We start from the raw sequence: 17,451 nt of genomic DNA on the forward strand, positions 1-17,451 counted from the left end.
ATATATGGATATTAATAATGCAACAGAAGGATATTTGGTTATTTTTGATCGCAATTCAGAAAAAACATGGGATGAAAAGATTTTTAACAAAAAAACTACTGCCGGTAAATACACCATTGAAGTATGGGGTATGTAAATATATTATTAATGAAAATAATTCAAAGATGACATATTCAGCTCTTTATGATATTATTTCAATATGAAGATATATCTTAACTCAATGTTACAGCAATCAGTATTATTAATGCATCCATTTTTATTCAGATTAATTTTATGAGTTTAAATAAAAAATATATTTTAGAACCCAAAGAATTATCAATGCAAAAAATTTATTTAAAAAGATACATGATGATTGGATTATCGACAGTTTCACTATTTTTAGCTGGAATGAAAACGGATATTGATCAATTAAAGGCACTTCAAAAAGATATTGATGATCGGTTAAAAGAATTTCAACAGAGTAGTCAAGCTATACATGAAAACCTTTCCTGGATAAGACATGAGGCTATCGAGAAATTAAAAGAACTTAATGATGACGAAACAAACAAAGAAGTAGCAACAATACTTGTAAATCTAAATGCTAAGATTGCTAAGATTGAAGAGGAAACTAAAAAATCCATTGCTGAGAATAATGAAAAACTACAGATACAATTAAATATAAAAAGACAAGCTTTTAAAACATTTACAGAGCAACAGAAAAAGGAAGAACTTGCTCATAAGGAAAAATTCGAGATAGAAAGAGCAGAAGCAAATAAAAGGTGGCAACATAGGCTACATTCAATTGAATTAGAACATCAACAAGCAAAACGACTTGCCAATGAAAAAACAATTGCTCAACAAGCAGCTGCAAAAATTGCCAAAAAAGAGGCTACCGATCAGTCGAACCAACGAGTAAAAGAACTTATTGATCAAACAAAAAAATCAGAACTCGAGATTGCAAAAAGAATTCAAAAATGGAATGATGAACATCCAGATAAAAGCACTGTCAAAACTGTACCTGAACAAAAATCAAATTCTATCCTTGTTCTACTCAAAAGCCTCACAACAAAAGAAAATCTATGGTCTGTTGCAAGCAAAACTGTTTTATTCAGTGCTTTATTATGCTTAATGTATAACTACCAAGTCATTCAAAATTATTTTAATGCACTATAGTTAATCTAAAAAACTATTTCTAAAGTTCCTCTATCTAACTAATTCCCAAACATCTAATAAATCTTTCATTGATAATTCCTGCGCGCGCAGAGCCAATAAATTCTCAGATAAATTTTCCATCTTATAATGAGTATGTGCTAAATTATTTCGTAATGTTCGTCGTGGTTGCTTAAAACAATGTTTAATAAACTTCCAAAATTTCTCTTCTTGGGCAATAGGTATAATTTCAGTGCGTGGTTTAAAATAAATTAACCGTGAAAAAACTTTTGGCGCAGGATGAAATGCAGTTGGCGGAATTTTATCTAATAATTTCCACTCAAAATAATGTTGAAAAAAGAGAGATGGATATCCATATCCACGTCCTCGTTGCTTAACTATTTTTTGTGCAACTTCTTCTTGTATCATAACAACGCCTTCTTTAAGTAAATGGCGATGTTCTTGAAAACGATGCAAAATAGGAAATGTTACTTGATACGGTAAATTCGCAAGAACTGTCCATGGTTTATGTTCTTCGAGCTGAGTAAAATCTATATCAAGAAAATTTTCAACAAGAACAGATAGCCGTTCATCTTTAAAAGTTTCTTGAACATAATGAGCCCAATCAGGATCAATTTCAAAAATCTTTAATCGTGCCATCGGGGTTGATAAAATATGTTTAGTTAAAAATCCATCACCACATCCAATTTCAAAAATTGATGTCTGTGGTGTTATTTCAACAGCAAAAATCATGGTATGAACAATGCGTACATCACGCAAAAAATGTTGCCCAAATTGTTTTTTTAAAGGAATTCCTTGTGAATATGCCACGTCGTTTAATTACTCCATTAATGCGTCTTGGAAAAAATCAAGATCTTCAATTACTTTACCTGCACCTTTTACAACACAAAATAAAGGGTCTTCAGCAACTACAACCGGAAGGCCTGTCTCCATTGATATGAGCTTATCAAGTCCTCGTAACAATGAACCGCCACCCGCCATAGTAATACCACTAACCACTAAATCAGAAGACAGTTCTGGTGGTGTATTTTCTAAAACAACACGTACCGCTTCAACAATGCTTGCAATGGTTTCAAGTAATGCTTCATTTACTTCTGGTGCTGTTAATACTACTGTTTTTGGTACCCCAGTAACGAGGTCTCTCCCTTTTACTGCAATACTTTTTTTATGAAAATCACCTTCAAGCAGCGCTGATCCTATTTCTATTTTAACTTGTTCAGCTGTGCGCTCACCAATTAATAAATTATATTTACGCTTAACATATTGCACAATTGCAACATCCATTTCATCGCCACCAACACGTACAGAACGGCAAAAAACAATTGATTTAAGCGAAATAACAGCAACTTCGGTTGTACCTCCACCAATATCTACAATCATGTTGCCTGAGGGCTCTTCAACAGGAAGTCCTGCGCCTATTGCAGCCGCCATTGGTTCCATAATTGTACGTACCATTCGTGCACCAGCCTCTTTAGCTGATTCTTCAATGGCTCTACGCTCCACTTGCGTAATACCTGATGGAACACCAATGATCATTCGGGGGCGAGGTTTAAAAAAACGAGTATGTCCATGATGAATAACATTAATAAAATAACGTAACATGCTTTCAGTTAATTCGTAATCTGCAATAACTCCATCGCGCATGGGACGACTAGCAACAATATTTTCTGGAGTTTTACCTAACATCTCTTTTGCACGTGTGCCAGCGGCAAGTACATTTTTAGTGTGTAATCGTACAGCAACAACTGATGGTTCATTTAAAATAATACCTTGGCCTCGAACATAAATTACTGTATTAGCCGTACCAAGATCAATCGCTATATCATTAGAAAAAAAATTAAATAATTTTCGCGCAGGGACAAATTTCATACATATTCCTCATTAAAATTTATTAATATGCTAACTCTATTCCCAATGATACTTTATTTGTTTTTGGAACATTATGTGATACAAAAAGCATTGCGGGTACATCCCATCTAAAACAAACAATTGGATCTATAATATGTTTTCTTTTTTGTTTACCAAAATCATAAAATAGATTGATGGTAAAATAATCTGATCCCCATTTCGATGTTTTAATTACCTGAGATAAATCAACAGGAATAGTCTGATCATCGCGTCGATCACACCACGAATCTCTCCAATGAGAAGTTAATGTATAGTGAACTCCTATGCCAAAACCTGCTCTTAAATTTTCTAAAACAAAATAAGGAGAAAATGCTAATGTTGGACCTGGACTGATATGTGCTTTACCTATGATGGGACCAAAGATATATGGCTCGCTTGCTGTCATGGGCATACGAACAACTGTTGTACGCGCTACTCGCTTACTAATTTCTAATAAAAATCCTACTTTATTATCTTCTTTGAGTTCAAATAAAGCATCACCTTTCACATAAAAACCACCAAACCCATTACCTCCATACGGAATAGAGGCAGCGTTACACAGATTTGTTTTGACTCCTGTTGGTATAAATCCGCCAAACGATAGCCCAGCGTAGATAGTGCGGCATTTCAAGGTATAGTGCCATGTTTTGCTACCACGGACATACACATCAATATCTCCAATTCCATGTTGTGCAGCATTATTCTCAATTAATCCGATACTTTCAAATGCTATACGTCGAGATTGTTCAATTTCAGCAATATCACCGGGTAATAAATTTTTTACTTTATCAAAATCCAAACGAAAATTTTGACGTGAATTTGTTTTTAAGAACAATAACTCACAACCAATGCTCCAATACTCTGAAAGAGATTGGCAATATCGCATGAAAAACCCTTGTCCCTGAATTCGGCCGCTAACTAAGAAAGGTAACTCTCGTCCTAATAAATCGGAGCGTAAAGGACTTTTACCCGTTATGTTTAACAAGGATGTTGCCAATGTATTTAAATCAAATGTTCCAAATATTTCTGGAATGCCTACCGTTTTTTCATCACGCGCAAATGCTTCACTTGCCGTTATTGTTACAAAATCAAGTTCATACAATGAGGGTAATTCCTCAATAAAAAATTGCTGCGGCACAAACAAAGGAATAAACCGATTATCATATATCTCTGCATAATTTATTTGAGACATACAACATAATACAATAAAAAAAGAAATTTTTTTCGACATGTAACTATCCTGATCTATACTGTTTGTCGAATCTTACATAAAAGTCAAACTAACCTCTTGTACTATAATATCTTATTTTCCTTTTTTTTAAAGTATAAACCTTCCTTCTTATTGCACAAATATTATCACTTCAATCTCATAAGCAAACACAAAAATCATATGAAAAATTTAAAAAAACATGATACACTCATCCAGCACCTTTAATTAAAAGAACTATGATTTTTTGTATATGCAAAAAGCGTGTAATTAATAAGGAAAACATATGAATGACAATCTTCAAGCGATTATTTTAGCCGCAGGAAAATCAACACGTTTTAATACAGAAAAAACAAAACTTGCTGAAACAATTTGTGGTCAAGCAATGATTCTTTTTTCCACAAAACTTATGGCAACATTGCACATTCCCACAACCGTTGTTGTAGGATATCAACAAGAAATTATAAAAAAAATTATTTTTGCAGAGCATAATGATACTATTACATGTGCAGTGCAAGAAGAACAAAATGGTACTGGTCATGCGCTTGCATGTACACAAGAACTATGGAACAATGATTATATTCTTGTCATGAATGGAGATATGCCCCTAGTAACAGTAACGATAATCAAATCTCTCTATGATGAGCATATCAAAAGTGGTGCTGCTATAAGTTTTGTAACAGCATGCATCACACATTCACAAGAACAATCATATGGAAGAGTTGTTGTAGCTGACAATTGTATAAGCATTATTGAAGCAAAAGATTTTATCGGCAACCTCGAAGAAAACTACCTGATTAATGCAGGCATTTATATAATAACTAAAAAATTTTTGAAAAATTATATTTCAACACTTAACGACAATAATGCAAATAAAGAATTCTATATTACTGATTTAGTTAAAATTGCCAGCGATAATGGTTATATTGTCACAACAACAAAAGCTTCATTTGATGATATTTGCGGTATCAATACTTTTGAAGAATTATCGACAATAGAACAAATAAAACGCTTAGAAATCATTAAGCACTGGATGAAACAAGGCGTACGTTTTTCACACCCTCATCAAACTCATGTAGATACTACTGTTATTATTGGCCAGGGATCATATATAGGCACCGCTGTTCAATTACGCGGCAATACAATTATAGGAAAAAATTGCACTATTGCTGAATTTAGTTCTTTAAATAATGTAATTCTCGAAAATGATGTCACTATTCATTCTCACTGTGTTATTGAAGATAGTTATATTGAATCACACGCAGATATCGGACCATTTGCGCATTTACGATCCAATGCTACAATTAAACACAAAAGTGTCATTGGAAATTTTGTTGAAATTAAAAATAGTGTCATTAACACAGAAACAAAAATAAAACATTTAAGCTATATTGGAGATGCCACCGTTGGTTCACGCGTTAATATTGGTGCAGGTACAATCACCTGTAATTATGATGGCATAACTAAACACACAACTATCATCAATGATCATGCGTTTATTGGAAGTAATAACACTATTGTAGCGCCAGTGACTATTGGAGAAAATGCATTTACCGCTGCAGGATCAACAATAACAGCAGATGTACCCACTAATGCTTTGGCAATTGCACGATCTCATCAAACCAACAAACATAATTATGCTCAAAAATTAAAAACTACTTCTGTAGAATCAATTATCACTCCTGAAAACAATAGTGATACTTTTTCCTTTATCGGTGCTCGATGTATACGATCTACTACTCCTGCAGATGAACAATGATTCGTTTTATTCATACGGCAGATATTCATTTTGGTATGGAAAATTATGGCAAAATAGATACCAAAACAGGTATTCATACTCGATTGCTTGACTTCGAGAAAGCTCTTAATTATTGCATAGATAATGCTATTGAACAATCAGTAGATTTCTTCTTATTTGCGGGAGATGCATATAAAACTCATAATCCAAGCCAAACACAACAAAAATTATTATTTAAATGTTTTTTGCGTCTTTATAAGGCAGGAATTCCTATTGTTATTGTGATAGGAAATCATGATCACCCTCTCAGTTTTGGCAAAGCTCATGCACTTGATATGCTACCCGACCTACCACTAGAAGGATTTCATGTTTTTTCAAAACCGGGCAACATTACTTTAAACACAAAAAATGGTCCTATTACTATTGTTGGTATCCCTTGGCCAACACGTAATACCATAGCAATTGCTGATAAACATTTAGACAAATCAAATGATCAATTAACTGAGTACATATCAAAGGCAGTTGCACACATTATCAAAGATTTTGCACAAAAAATTGATCAAACCATTCCTGCAATCCTTGCAAGCCACATCACCGTAAGCACAGGAATATTCTCTGGCTCAGAAAAACGCGCAATCTATGGGAATGATCCAATGCTTATGCCATCTCAATTAGCGATAAGCCCATTTGATTATGTCGCTCTTGGCCATCTTCATAGACATCAAAATTTAAATGCTTCAGGTTATCCCGCTGTCGTGTATTCAGGATCAATTGAACGCATTGATTTCGGCGAACGTAAAGAAGAAAAAGGCTTTTGTTTGGTAAGCATTCCCGAAAAAGGAAAGGCTACCTATGAATTCATTCCTGTTCCAACGCGTCCATTCATTCAAATTGAAGTGGTTCTCACATCAGGATTATCTCAAACAGATCAAATGGTACAGGCTATAAAAAAACATTCTCTTCAGGATGCGATTGTTAAAATTATTTATCATATACCGTCAGGAAAAAAGGATTTAGTTGACTTAAAGGTCATTGAACAGGCCTGCCAAGATGCATTATATGTAATTGGCGTTATACCTATTCATAGCTTTGAAGCACGAGAAAAACGAAGCTGCGCTTTCAAGGTAACTATGGATCTTCCTGAACTGCTGGACAGTTATTTTGCCACTAAACCGGAATTACAAGCAAAACGTAGCGACCTTATAGAAAAAACTTTGATTCTTTGGCAAGATCATCTTGATCAACAAGAAGAACAAAGTTAACACTATATTACAAAAAAAATGTTTATGAAAAAAACAATAAAACTTATGGTTCTACTTTCCATATTTCTACATTCAATTCCAAAGTCACATAATATCGCTTCTGAGTATTGTAGTAATATCATTACCCATTTTCATTTTATAAAATGCCTATCAGAAGCAACATATTTTTTATCATGCCTACATAAACAACATTATTATTATAAGCCCTGCAACATTCGTGAAAAAAAGAATTATCTTCAAATCGATTCAACACGTTTTTTTAGTCCCATAATAAAAGCATGCATCAAAAAAATGCTTCTTACAGGAACAGTGCAGCCCATACTTATATTATTATACGAAACTATTCATTATCTCCATTTGCAAAATAATCTGGTAATTCATGAACTTTTCTTACTTATTTTTACTGTTTACAAACAAATTCTTTTATATGAATGTGAAGAGAATCCACATCAATTAAAAACACTATCATTAAGCACGATTCTTGAAATAAGTGAGACAATAAATCAATTACCCATAGCAGAACTATTAAGTGCTATTGATATGCTTGTTACAGAATTGCCCCCATTTTTAGAAAAATATGAATTTCATTCAAAAATAACATGGCGAGAATGGTTCAAAAAATATTGGTGGATACCGCCGATATTTGGCGGATGGTTCGGATTAAAAATTTTACTCCGTTTACAGCGACATCAAATGTACTACTCGCAATATATATCACCAAAACCAACAATCCCATTACCCTTGCAACCAATTGTAACAACTGATCCGGCTTTATTAGAAATTATGCGTGAAGCAAAATAGACCTTAAAAATAAGCAATCTTCGATAAATCTGTGATACTTTTACAACCAAAGTTGCTCGTATCAATAAAAATATTTTTTTGTCCGAGATACTGAAAATCTCCACCCAATAGTGTAGGGGTGAACTGTCTTATTGTGCCAACAGATAAGATATTTATTAATCTATTATTTTTTAGTGTTTTGGCGTAGTTGCGGATAGAAACATTATTAAAGTTCTTCTCAAATTTTAATAATGTCTTGACCAAATTAATTTTTTGTTTATCTATTGCGTCTTTAAAAAACTCATCTGATACGCCATTGTTTTTATAATAATTTTTATTTTCTGAAAACGTAAATCCATGTTCACAGATAAATTCAAGTGCATTAATATTTTTTTGTTGTATAAAATTTATGATAATCCACTCATTTAGAATGTTTACATTAACATCACAATCTAAAAGCTCTTTTGCCAAGATAAATTTAGAGTCGTTGAGGGAGATTTGCAGTAATCGCAAACAGTTACTTTTATAATTACTATTCTTTTTATTTTCTTCTTTATGGCTTTTAAAAGAATTAAGTATACTTTTTTCAGTAACACCATTCGTGATGAATGAATAAAGGTCAACCGCTCCACATAAAATATTTGCTCCGTTATTGAGCAAAAGAGTTGATATTATAGGATTTTCTTGATTAGTTACAAGTGCATTATTTAATTGTTTCTGTTTAATTTTATCAGGATTCGATTTTAATATTGTTGTTATCATTTCTCTTTTATTATCTATGGTAATATTTTTATTAATTACAACAGCTTCAAAAAATGCCTTAACCTTATAATCGTTATATTTAAAATTTGAACATTGATTTTTAATAAGGTTTATTATTAAAACAGGATCAGCTAAGTCAATTAATTTTGAATAATATTCGCTTTCTAAGTTGAAAATAGTAGCAAAAACGTCATGCTTTAATAAACAATCTACCAATTTATTTTTCTGTGATGAGAGAGCGCACTTTAAAAGATAATAAGAATTAGAATTATTTTTTATATTAATAAGATTGTTTTTTATATCTTGATCTAAATTAAAAATAATATTGTCTTCATCAATACCGCTGTCACTTAGAATTATCTCATAAAGATCAGGCGAGAAACTGAAAACACTTGCTCCATATTTCAATAACAATGCGATTTTTTGAATATCCTTGTCTGTAAAATCTGTATAAGAAAATTGTTCAGCAATAGTAGGATTATTTTGAAGTATTGGTTCCAAAAGAGCGATATCTTTATTGTTAACGGCAGAGATAAAGTTCTCCCTTTCTATAGCTTCAATTATCAATTTCATATCACCTTCTTCAAGGAGTTTTGCTTGTACTAATTTTTCCAGAATCGCATTAGATGGTCGTTTTAATTGAAGAATCAAAGGCAACTCGCATAATTTTTTTTTATCAATAGAAACAGGACTTTTATTAGTTTGCGACAAAAATAAATCAAGTATGGCTGTATGTTCTAAAGAAGCTAAAAGTGTTTTACAATCAATGGTTGCACCATTTTTTAACAAATATTCTACAAGCGGCTGATCGTTATTTTTTGTTGCTTCACATAAAAGAGTAGTTGAATAATTCTGATGATCACGAAAGCAATGAATTGTGCTATCTACTTTATAATCATTATTAATTAATCGTTCTACTATTTTTTGATTTATAATGGCTTTCATATCTTCAAGAGACTCAAAAAAGAACTGTATTTCAATTTTGTTAAGAGCTGTTAGAATTTCATTTGATTCTAATGATAATGCAAGTGTTAACGGATACATTTTATCATTTTGGAAGCTATTTATTTGTCTCTTTTCACCTGATTGAATAATAATTTTAATTAAAGATTGTACTAATTCTATGTTGTCATTGTTAATAGCATCACAAAGAAATTTATTGAAAATTTTACAAGGTAGAGCTTGAGCCAATAATTCTCTTTGTTTATGCGTACCTGCATAATTAAAACAATTTTTTCTTAAATCAGAATCGTGATATATGTATTGCGATAAAGTAACCATCGCCTCAAAATTTTTAGCTTCAATTGCTTTTATAAATAAATTATCTATTGCCCGTTGATCGTTATTTGCTGTAAGTTGGCTAAGACATTCAATACATTTTTCATTCTTGTTGTTTATATTGTGATCTATTTCAAAAAAAGAGCATAGCGACTTTAATGTGTTTTGTGCAAATGTATTATCTTTAGATTCTTTTAATGAATTTAAATATGTTTTTATGCGGCAATAAGGCAAATAAAATTTAACTTGATTAGCGTTATAGATTTTGATTATCCTTACGCATTTTGATTTAAAATTTATGTGAAGGGGATTATTGGTAGGATAGGCAGCTTCTTGTAAGTCCATCTCATTAAAATAAATTTTAAGATCATTTTGTTGATCTTCTGAGACATGATCAACTAAATATTTAAAAATTAGTTGATTACTTTTATATTGAAATAAAGCATCAATCAAACTGTTAAGATCTAACTTCAAATTCGTAGAAAGATCAGTATTAAATGATTTACTTACTCTTTTCATGCGATGTTGCGATTGAAAATCAAGAAATTTAACAATGATATAATAAATTTCCTTAGGAAATGATACAAATTTTTCGTTATCTTGACTCAATTCCATGCAAACAAGTTGATTAAAAAGAAATATGGTGAAAAGAAAAGGTATATATTTCATATTTTACTGTGATATTCATTAATTGATATATTTTATACTATTGCAATAATGTACAGTATATCAATTAATTGAACAAGTTGAAAATTAAGTTAAAACGGGCGACAGTTTTTATACTATCACCCGTTTTTTTTATGCTTATTAATCCCCACTAGGCTCTGAAACAGTTACCTCTGGCGACTTTCTCGTTTCTAATGCCTCTCTTGCCCATGACCCTCGAGACGATTTTTCCTCTGGAGAAAGTTTATCTTCCACTGCTAACTTATTTTTAAGACGGAAGTATACCGACAAATATGCTTGCATTTCAGGGATGGTAAAACCATTTTTTTGTTTTAAGACTTGTTTCCAACTCATCAATCTCAGTTAATTGTGTATAATGTTTAAGAAAAAAGAAGATCGGCATAGATAGTCATCATTTTTCTGCGATTACATTCATAACTCGATCTATTATTTTTTTCATTAATTCATAATACTGAGGTATTTCATGTGCAATTTCTTCTGCCATTACTTGATGATATGTATGTGATGTTTTATTTCTTGATTGAACCATATCCATACATTCATCACCTTCACGCTCAGATAATATTCGTGCTTTTACTGCTTCGCGCAAAATTGCACGGGGAGAATTTACTGGCAAATCTATTCTTTCAACATCTTCTAAATAAACTTTAACCAATTTCCAAAAAAGATCTGTACAATATTCAAAACGTTGAATCATAGAATCACGCATACTTGTAAATAATTGTTCATTTTTATCAGTAGTTTGTTTATCAAGAATAATTTTATATTCGTAGAATAAAGCAATTCCCTCTTCAAGAGTTTTTAATGCCTCTAAAAATAGAGTAATTTTTTTATTTATTCTTTCCATATAACTCCATCCTTCACAATTTCTTTTTGCATAGATTCCGACACAGATCGAAAATCAACTATGTCAAAAAGAATAGGTATATTTGATTCTTCTAGATCGCCAACAATATTACTTATAATTAATGTATCAAGTTTATGTCCCATATCCAATGCAATATCAATATCAGAACCTTCCCTAAAATCCATTCGAGCGCGAGAGCCATACAATATAATTTTTGCGCTAGGCGCATATTTTTCTATTATAGGTATAATGATATTTTTATATTGTTGCGTAAAATTATTCACTATTTAATACCTTACATTTTGTAGAAAATATACTACGCTTTATGATATTCATATTTTCTCAGAATAACAAAATTTATAAACGCCTTATTTTTACAAAAAAGTTAAATCATGAGTTCACGTCTTTTCTTTATGATAAAAATAATTTCATTTACCCTTTTAGTGTCATACCATAACATTTCTTTTCCTGCTATAGTTGCAGGCAACACTATTTTGACTATCCATGGCCTCATACCTATAGAAAAAATTAACATAGGTGATTATGTTATTGGTTATAAAAATAACACACTCATTGAACATCAAGTTATACAAATTTCTTCAGCAACAAAAAAAAACATTATTTCTATTACAATAAATAAAGAAGTTATAGCGGCAACCAAAAATCAACTTTTTTATGATCCATCTATTAAACAATGGATAAAAGCAAAAAATCTCACAAAAAATAATACTTTTCTCAACAATAAATTAGAATATTGCTTCTGCCAAAATATTACAACCTCTTCACAAGAAACAATCGCTTATAAAATTTCAACTACATCTCCACATAATTTTTTTATATCTAATCTTCGTATCTTGACTCACAATATTCCTCCAATCGCCGTAGGTGTAGCATGGGTTTTCGGATCAGGTATTCAATTTGCGGGACTTACATTGGGAACTTTTTTTGGCGGAACAATGATTGGTATCAATCTGTTCAATAAGCATAAAAAAAATAACGATACTGCCAAATCTAAACCGGAAATAATTTCATGTTCTGGCAATTATAATCATCCACCTGATGACGAAAACCAAGAAAATCAAAAAAATAAAATTTTTAATTATATCAAATTACGAGCTGACAAAAAAGTAAGAAGTAATCGATTTGGAAATTTTTATCGTGACCCAAAAACGAAATTATGGTGGTCAAAAGATCGTGCAAATCATGGAGGTTGCGCATATAAAGTTTTTAAGGAGCATACAACAGGATTAAAATGGCTATTTGATGCCGATGAACTGGGTAATCCAATCATAGGGAAAAATAAAGGGCCAATTGGTTTATTTATTTCTTATAAGGATCTTATATTATGTCCATAAAATCTATAATCATACAAAACATTGTCGATTTAGACGTTGTTATTGATAGTTCAATCCTTATAACTGGCAAAAGTATATTGCAAGAGCAAGAAACATTAAACAACATGTGGATATTATCAATTGATTACTGTACAGCAAAAAGAATTTCAGTAACTCATTTTATCGATTTTCTTTCTTCTCTTTTACAAAATAAAACTAAGCAACTAATACAAGCAAATATAAGCAATTCTGCCATTTTTTATATGTGGTTTGACGAACTAGCCGCTCAGCTACGCTTTAATATCATTTCGAATGTTAATCAAAAACTTCCTTTTGGGTGTCAGATAGAAATTATTAATTCTCCAAACTTAATTTTAGAAGAATTTTTGACATCGCACTATCACTCAGGAATTTCTTGGAACGAATTGAAACAATTAGATAACACAATGAATCATGATGATGATGAAAAACCATTTATCTTAAAAGTATTTGTAGTTCATATTTAATTCTAAATTAAATGTACCCGTAATTATTTTTTGAAATAATAATGAAATCAAGAATTTCTCTCCGACTATCAATGATAAATTGCATCTTTTTAACTATCACATGCCTATCCTGTTTTTTATTTGATATGAATAAAAAACAATAGCTCCATTTATAAAAACGTAAGTGTGCGTGTATCATTTTTTTCTGTTTGCATAGTGATAACACGATTATCGGCATAGGCCTGTGTCAGCTCTTTATCATGCGTAATAATGATAATTATTATATCTAATGCTTTTACAAGATCAGTTAGAAATTGCATAACCATATGACTGTTTTTTTCATCTAAGGCGGCTGTGGGTTCATCAAGCAATAAAATATGTGTTGATTTTTGTAATGCCATCATAATTGCAAGAATCTGTTTTTGTCCACCAGAAAGTTGTTGAACAATTGCATGTTGATTAATATTAAAAGTATTCATTATAGCGGGTATATGATTTATAGAAGAAAGTGGAATAAGACGAGGATGGTTTGATAGATGGGCTAGTCGTAAATTATCTTCAACACTCATTGCACTAACAATCATTTTATTAATATCTTGTACAACAGTTTTAATGTGCGAACTAATGCGCTTATCCATATTATTGTTTTTAATAATAAATGGTTTATTTTCAAAAATAACTGTTCCGGTCAACGTTGCATTGCGTGGCGTTGTCCCTTGTAGTATAGAAAAAAAGGTTGTTTTTCCTATTCCATTTTTACCTTGAATAAAATAAATATTTCCCGAGTTAAATGTTATATGAACATTATGAAAAAAAGGTTGTTTTTGTCCATAAAATGAAAAACTCATGTGATCAATTATTAATTGTTTCATAATTATATTCCTAAGTGATCATTAGTAACATTTTCGTTATATTTATGTTGTGCGATGAGAATAGTAACTATTACTAAAGCTTGTACCATAAGAAAATACCGTAAATCAAAACCAACTTTGAGAAGTAATTGTTGTAAGGTAAAATAACTGAATATACCGGCAATGGGAGTAATAATTGAAAGAGTTTTAGCATATACAACTTTACCTAAAATGATAGAAGATATACAAAGCAGTAGTTTTCCAAAACCCATGTTAATATCAGCAAAGCCATTTGATTGTGCAACGAGATAACCACTTAAACCGGCCAAGGCATTAGCAACAATGATTCCGATAATGAATATATACGATGAAGATATTCCATAATACGTGAAAAAATGAGGATTATAACCAAAAACTGCTAAAGAATAACCAAGTTCAGTTCTAAAAAAATACATAACAATAATACAACATAACGCAAATAAGATCATAAGAAGCGGCAATTCTGGATGCAAGGGGATTATAGCAAGCGCAAGTATGTTCTTATATCCACTTAACGATACATAAACGCCAGCAACAAGTTGGCTAATGCCATGGAAGATACCAATTGTTACAATGCTTGATAATAAGTGCGGTATACGAGCTTTTTGTGTAAGTATGCTCGATGTTATACCCACACAAGCACCACCAAATAAGCTCGCGCCTATAACGAGAGGAAATTTAATTATTGTTGGCATATTGTGTACCAGTGGCACCACCAAACTTCCCATGAAAGCACCAAAAACATATGCCATTTCTATACTAAAATCAGGAGTTTTCATAAGTGATATACTGATATAGGCACCAAGAATAAGGGGAAAATGAAGAAGAGCTTGTTCCATGATAATAAGTAGAATTTCCGTCATTATTTTATTCCTTAGATATGCAAACTTTTAGAAACATGGTTTTATCAAATCGTTTAATTATCATACAAAAATTCCTCCTTCTTTTTCAATTTCATTTCGTTGTATATCAGAAAGCACTAGGCCTTGCTGGTGTGCTACGGCAGTGTTAATTTTTAATCTTTGTGCTGTTGGTTCAACTATTGGTATATCAGTTGGTTTTTCATTTTTTTCAGCTATACGTAATGCAATAAATCCTGCATCTACCCCAAGATCATACTGCTTTACTCCATAAGAAAGCGCTGCCCCCTTATCCCCCGAATTAAGATCTGATGCATAGAGTGTAACTCCATAACGATTACATAAAGTAATAAGGCTATCGATACCAGAAACTGTTGTATGATCGGTAAATATAAGAACGGTATCAATGTTTTGTAGGAATGGTTGCACTTTTGCTTGAATTTCATTGATGTGAAAAACTTTAGCATAATGGATGGTAATATTTTTTTTGTCAGCAACTTGCTTTACGCGTTGCGCCCATACTTCATGTATTCCTGATTTAATTATAGGATCATACACAAGAAGAATATTTTTCGTATATGGTTTTACTTGTAACAGTTTATTGAATTGTTTTTCATAGCTTGGTACTTCTTCTACCCCCGTAACATTATTACCAGAAGATGTACGCGATGCAATTATGCCCAGAGCAACAGGATCTGACACGGCGGTAAAAACAACAGGAGTTGTTATACTTTTTTTTGTTGTTAGTTCATGAATGGTACGTGTTGGATCAGTTCCTATTGTCATAATCAAATCATAGTTGCGATGAATAATTTCTTCAGCCTGTGCACGTAATAATGTTGTATTCCCGTTCGCATTATAGCGCTCAAAAGTATACTGCTGTGAGCTATTGTTTTGTATTGTTTGCATAAATCCTTGTACAATTTCATCCATAGCTGGATGTGATGCTGGTTCAAAAATAGCAATACGATAAGATTGACCAATTTGCTTTTTTGATTGTTGCTTAAATAAATAATACATAACAAAAGTGATTGATATAGCAAATATTGCAATGCAAGTTAATGTAAATTTATTCATTTTTTTCCTTTTGATATGTTTATTTTGTAAAGTTTTTAGTTAATGGAAAAATCAACTTTCATTCCTATAAGATTGGTATTAAATGCTAAAAATAAACATAGTTTTATAAAAAACATTATAAAATTCCTTTATCAAAAAAAAGTCAGCAAAAAATGTTTATAAGTCGACAGTAAAATAAATAAGAGATAAAAAGATATTAGCGCTAAGAGCACCAAAGAAAGTGAGTAATTGTAGGTAAAGAAATAGAAGGAATTGGCAATAAGAAGGTATGATGTTGCATAACATTCCTCTTAAAATGAGAGATTTAACAATTTATATTATCGTTTACAATACCATTATATTTGCTATGAGTCAATCAAAGAGCTATTAATAAACGGTTTATAGGCGCTTTTCTGTTTTGAAAAAATATCGAAAATGATAAACTAAAAACGGTTAACTTTAAACAGGATTACTCCTTACATAGAAATTGCTTGCATGAATAAAAACGTACTGACTAGGCATTCCTGGATTCTACTTAAGCATTACGATTGCTCTGTGTGCTTTTTTGCATAATTCTCATCGCACGTAAAAGTAAGCAATAAGATATTGAAAAATAAAAATGCCATTTTTATGCAAAATCTTTATTTATATTTTTCATAATAATTATTTTAGTTATCTCTGCACTAATTTCTTCACATAATTCATTAATGCATTCTTGCACTGCTTGAACATCATTCATATCTATTTTTCTGTTACTGATTTTTTCCACAGCAATATTAATAAGTCCGTGAATCATACTCGCAACAGAATTGCCTATATTATGGGGATTATGTGGGTCTTGTACTATAGTGCACACTCCACCCATTACTTGAGCAATATTGGAAACTATAACCTGCTTTTGTTCTTGTGTGAGCTCGTTTTTAGGTGGCTTTGGAGGTTTTTCGCGACGAGGTCTTTTACTAATTAGGCATGTAGTTGCTGTAAGTACAATAATAAAAAATAGACATAAAAATGATCGCATATGATTCATGAAATTTATCTCCTTAGGATAAATACTATGTTTTTGATACTATAAAAGTATCGCTGCGAAGCTCAATGAATTATTATTTTTAATTATCCTTCGATACTTTTTCGCACACAGAATATTCATGGGGGACGGGTTAGAAAAACATTACATAGTATAAATAATTGATTTGTAACAACTGATCCATCTGCACGAATCCATTTGT

17 protein-coding genes are annotated in these 17,451 nt (G+C 31.5%); 6 read left to right on the plus strand and 11 right to left on the minus strand.

What is annotated here, in order from left to right:
• The first annotated feature begins 318 nt into the window (after positions 1-318).
• On the plus strand, positions 319-1,152 hold the full coding sequence (locus VLB80_03760) for a hypothetical protein (GenBank protein HSC25302.1): 834 nt from the start codon (positions 319-321) through the stop codon (positions 1,150-1,152).
• Between the two features lie 30 nt (positions 1,153-1,182).
• On the opposite strand, the gene rsmA is transcribed toward VLB80_03760, so the two are convergent.
• The 3 genes from rsmA to VLB80_03775 are packed head-to-tail and all read right to left on the minus strand — an operon-like array spanning position 1,183 to position 4,267.
• A complete protein-coding gene (gene rsmA / locus VLB80_03765) occupies positions 1,183-1,959 on the minus strand; it encodes a 16S rRNA (adenine(1518)-N(6)/adenine(1519)-N(6))-dimethyltransferase RsmA (protein ID HSC25303.1) in 777 nt (258 codons plus the stop codon).
• A 9-nt stretch (positions 1,960-1,968) separates the two neighbouring features.
• Positions 1,969-3,018 carry a rod shape-determining protein gene (locus tag VLB80_03770; GenBank protein HSC25304.1) on the minus strand — a complete coding sequence of 350 codons (1,050 nt, stop codon included), beginning with the start codon at positions 3,016-3,018 and terminating at the stop codon, positions 1,969-1,971.
• Between the two features lie 22 nt (positions 3,019-3,040).
• Positions 3,041-4,267, minus strand: coding sequence for a hypothetical protein (locus tag VLB80_03775; protein HSC25305.1), 1,227 nt, complete (start codon positions 4,265-4,267; stop codon positions 3,041-3,043).
• Between the two features lie 262 nt (positions 4,268-4,529).
• Between VLB80_03775 and glmU the strand changes: the two genes are divergently transcribed.
• The 3 genes from glmU to VLB80_03790 are packed head-to-tail and all read left to right on the plus strand — an operon-like array spanning position 4,530 to position 8,044.
• Positions 4,530-6,002 carry a bifunctional UDP-N-acetylglucosamine diphosphorylase/glucosamine-1-phosphate N-acetyltransferase GlmU gene (gene glmU / locus VLB80_03780; GenBank protein HSC25306.1) on the plus strand — a complete coding sequence of 491 codons (1,473 nt, stop codon included), beginning with the start codon at positions 4,530-4,532 and terminating at the stop codon, positions 6,000-6,002.
• Positions 5,999-7,243, plus strand: coding sequence for an exonuclease SbcCD subunit D (locus tag VLB80_03785; GenBank protein ID HSC25307.1), 1,245 nt, complete (start codon positions 5,999-6,001; stop codon positions 7,241-7,243). Before glmU ends, VLB80_03785 begins: the two co-directional genes overlap by 4 nt.
• A gap of 24 nt (positions 7,244-7,267) precedes the next feature.
• Complete coding sequence (locus VLB80_03790) at positions 7,268-8,044, plus strand: hypothetical protein (protein ID HSC25308.1); 777 nt, start codon at positions 7,268-7,270, stop codon at positions 8,042-8,044.
• A 3-nt stretch (positions 8,045-8,047) separates the two neighbouring features.
• Here VLB80_03790 and VLB80_03795 read toward each other — a convergent pair whose 3' ends face one another.
• The 4 genes from VLB80_03795 to VLB80_03810 form a co-directional block, all read right to left on the minus strand.
• Positions 8,048-10,732 (minus strand): hypothetical protein, encoded by a 2,685-nt coding sequence (locus VLB80_03795; protein HSC25309.1) that lies wholly within the window; start codon positions 10,730-10,732, stop codon positions 8,048-8,050.
• A 138-nt stretch (positions 10,733-10,870) separates the two neighbouring features.
• Positions 10,871-11,083, minus strand: coding sequence for a hypothetical protein (locus VLB80_03800; GenBank protein ID HSC25310.1), 213 nt, complete (start codon positions 11,081-11,083; stop codon positions 10,871-10,873).
• A 58-nt stretch (positions 11,084-11,141) separates the two neighbouring features.
• Complete coding sequence (locus tag VLB80_03805) at positions 11,142-11,597, minus strand: HI0074 family nucleotidyltransferase substrate-binding subunit (GenBank protein ID HSC25311.1); 456 nt, start codon at positions 11,595-11,597, stop codon at positions 11,142-11,144.
• Positions 11,585-11,881 carry a nucleotidyltransferase domain-containing protein gene (locus VLB80_03810; GenBank protein ID HSC25312.1) on the minus strand — a complete coding sequence of 99 codons (297 nt, stop codon included), beginning with the start codon at positions 11,879-11,881 and terminating at the stop codon, positions 11,585-11,587. Before VLB80_03810 ends, VLB80_03805 begins: the two co-directional genes overlap by 13 nt.
• 108 nt (positions 11,882-11,989) lie before the next feature.
• Between VLB80_03810 and VLB80_03815 the strand changes: the two genes are divergently transcribed.
• Both VLB80_03815 and VLB80_03820 read left to right on the plus strand, forming a co-directional pair.
• The gene (locus tag VLB80_03815) at positions 11,990-12,952 is read left to right on the plus strand and encodes a polymorphic toxin-type HINT domain-containing protein (GenBank protein ID HSC25313.1); all 963 of its coding nucleotides are present in this window, start codon (positions 11,990-11,992) and stop codon (positions 12,950-12,952) included.
• On the plus strand, positions 12,943-13,437 hold the full coding sequence (locus VLB80_03820; GenBank protein ID HSC25314.1) for a hypothetical protein: 495 nt from the start codon (positions 12,943-12,945) through the stop codon (positions 13,435-13,437). Before VLB80_03815 ends, VLB80_03820 begins: the two co-directional genes overlap by 10 nt.
• 149 nt (positions 13,438-13,586) lie before the next feature.
• Here the strand turns inward: VLB80_03820 and VLB80_03825 are convergent, their stop codons facing one another.
• The 4 genes from VLB80_03825 to VLB80_03840 form a co-directional block, all read right to left on the minus strand.
• Positions 13,587-14,288, minus strand: coding sequence for an energy-coupling factor ABC transporter ATP-binding protein (locus VLB80_03825; protein HSC25315.1), 702 nt, complete (start codon positions 14,286-14,288; stop codon positions 13,587-13,589).
• A 2-nt stretch (positions 14,289-14,290) separates the two neighbouring features.
• Positions 14,291-15,169, minus strand: coding sequence for a hypothetical protein (locus VLB80_03830; protein HSC25316.1), 879 nt, complete (start codon positions 15,167-15,169; stop codon positions 14,291-14,293).
• 60 nt (positions 15,170-15,229) lie between these two features.
• The gene (locus VLB80_03835) at positions 15,230-16,243 is read right to left on the minus strand and encodes an ABC transporter substrate-binding protein (GenBank protein ID HSC25317.1); all 1,014 of its coding nucleotides are present in this window, start codon (positions 16,241-16,243) and stop codon (positions 15,230-15,232) included.
• A 607-nt stretch (positions 16,244-16,850) separates the two neighbouring features.
• On the minus strand, positions 16,851-17,252 hold the full coding sequence (locus tag VLB80_03840) for a hypothetical protein (protein HSC25318.1): 402 nt from the start codon (positions 17,250-17,252) through the stop codon (positions 16,851-16,853).
• Positions 17,253-17,451: the final 199 nt, after the last annotated feature.

The sequence above is a fragment of the Candidatus Babeliales bacterium genome (assembly GCA_035455925.1).
Lineage (GTDB): Bacteria > Babelota > Babeliae > Babelales > Vermiphilaceae > SOIL31.

Excerpts from the sequence above, each read along its gene's own strand:
- VLB80_03805 (HSC25311.1), bottom strand. The coding sequence starts at position 11,597 with ATGGAAAGAATAAATAAAAAAATTACTCTATTTTTAGAGGCATTAAAA.
- VLB80_03795 (HSC25309.1), bottom strand. The coding sequence starts at position 10,732 with ATGAAATATATACCTTTTCTTTTCACCATATTTCTTTTTAATCAACTT.
- VLB80_03840 (HSC25318.1), bottom strand. The coding sequence starts at position 17,252 with ATGAATCATATGCGATCATTTTTATGTCTATTTTTTATTATTGTACTT.
- VLB80_03775 (HSC25305.1), bottom strand. The coding sequence starts at position 4,267 with ATGTCGAAAAAAATTTCTTTTTTTATTGTATTATGTTGTATGTCTCAA.
- VLB80_03785 (HSC25307.1), top strand. The coding sequence starts at position 5,999 with ATGATTCGTTTTATTCATACGGCAGATATTCATTTTGGTATGGAAAAT.
- VLB80_03830 (HSC25316.1), bottom strand. The coding sequence starts at position 15,169 with ATGACGGAAATTCTACTTATTATCATGGAACAAGCTCTTCTTCATTTT.
- VLB80_03835 (HSC25317.1), bottom strand. The coding sequence starts at position 16,243 with ATGAATAAATTTACATTAACTTGCATTGCAATATTTGCTATATCAATC.
- VLB80_03760 (HSC25302.1), top strand. The coding sequence starts at position 319 with ATGCAAAAAATTTATTTAAAAAGATACATGATGATTGGATTATCGACA.
- glmU (HSC25306.1), top strand. The coding sequence starts at position 4,530 with ATGAATGACAATCTTCAAGCGATTATTTTAGCCGCAGGAAAATCAACA.
- VLB80_03790 (HSC25308.1), top strand. The coding sequence starts at position 7,268 with ATGAAAAAAACAATAAAACTTATGGTTCTACTTTCCATATTTCTACAT.
- VLB80_03820 (HSC25314.1), top strand. The coding sequence starts at position 12,943 with ATGTCCATAAAATCTATAATCATACAAAACATTGTCGATTTAGACGTT.
- VLB80_03770 (HSC25304.1), bottom strand. The coding sequence starts at position 3,018 with ATGAAATTTGTCCCTGCGCGAAAATTATTTAATTTTTTTTCTAATGAT.
- VLB80_03800 (HSC25310.1), bottom strand. The coding sequence starts at position 11,083 with ATGAGTTGGAAACAAGTCTTAAAACAAAAAAATGGTTTTACCATCCCT.
- VLB80_03815 (HSC25313.1), top strand. The coding sequence starts at position 11,990 with ATGAGTTCACGTCTTTTCTTTATGATAAAAATAATTTCATTTACCCTT.
- VLB80_03825 (HSC25315.1), bottom strand. The coding sequence starts at position 14,288 with ATGAAACAATTAATAATTGATCACATGAGTTTTTCATTTTATGGACAA.